The sequence below is a fragment of the Pseudomonas sp. JV245A genome, from assembly GCF_032424515.1.
Classification (GTDB): Bacteria; Pseudomonadota; Gammaproteobacteria; order Pseudomonadales; family Pseudomonadaceae; genus Aquipseudomonas; species Aquipseudomonas protegens.
On record NZ_VYKE01000487.1, the window covers coordinates 1 to 634 of the forward strand.

At 66.7% G+C, this 634-nt stretch carries 1 protein-coding gene; it reads left to right on the plus strand.

Features of this window, described 5'->3' with window-relative positions; all coding sequences use genetic code 11:
* The coding region (locus tag F6S12_RS32615; protein WP_315869968.1) for a 3-hydroxyacyl-CoA dehydrogenase NAD-binding domain-containing protein at positions 1–634 on the plus strand (634 nt) is incomplete at both ends.

Here is a 634-nt window from a genome sequence, read left to right on the forward strand (position 1 = left end):
GCCACCATCGGCAAGAACCTCGACCGCCAGGTGAGCAAGGGCACCCTCGGCGAAGACGACAAGCTCGCCGCCCTGGGCCGGATCCGCATCAGCACCGACTACGGCGTGCTCAAGGATGCGCAACTGGTGATCGAAGCCGCCACCGAGAACCTCGACCTCAAGCTCAAGGTGCTGCAGCAGATCGCCGCCCAGGTCAGCGCCGAGTGCGTGATCGCCTCCAACACCTCGTCGCTGTCGATCACCCAACTGGCAGCCAGCGTCAGCGCGCCCGAGCGGTTCATCGGCCTGCACTTCTTCAACCCGGTGCCGGTGATGGGCCTGATCGAGGTGATCCGCGGGCTGCAGACCAGCGACGCGACCCACGCCCTGGCCATGAATATGGCCCAGCGCCTGGGCAAGACCGCGATCACCGCCGGCAACCGCCCGGGTTTTGTGGTCAACCGCATCCTGGTGCCGATGATCAACGAGGCGATCCTGGTGCTCCAGGAAGGCCTGGCCAGCGCCGAGGACATCGACGCCGGCATGCGCCTGGGCTGCAACCAGCCGATCGGCCCGCTGGCCCTGGCCGACCTGATCGGCCTGGACACCCTGCTGGCGATCCTCGAAGCCTTCTACGACGGCTTCAACGACAGCA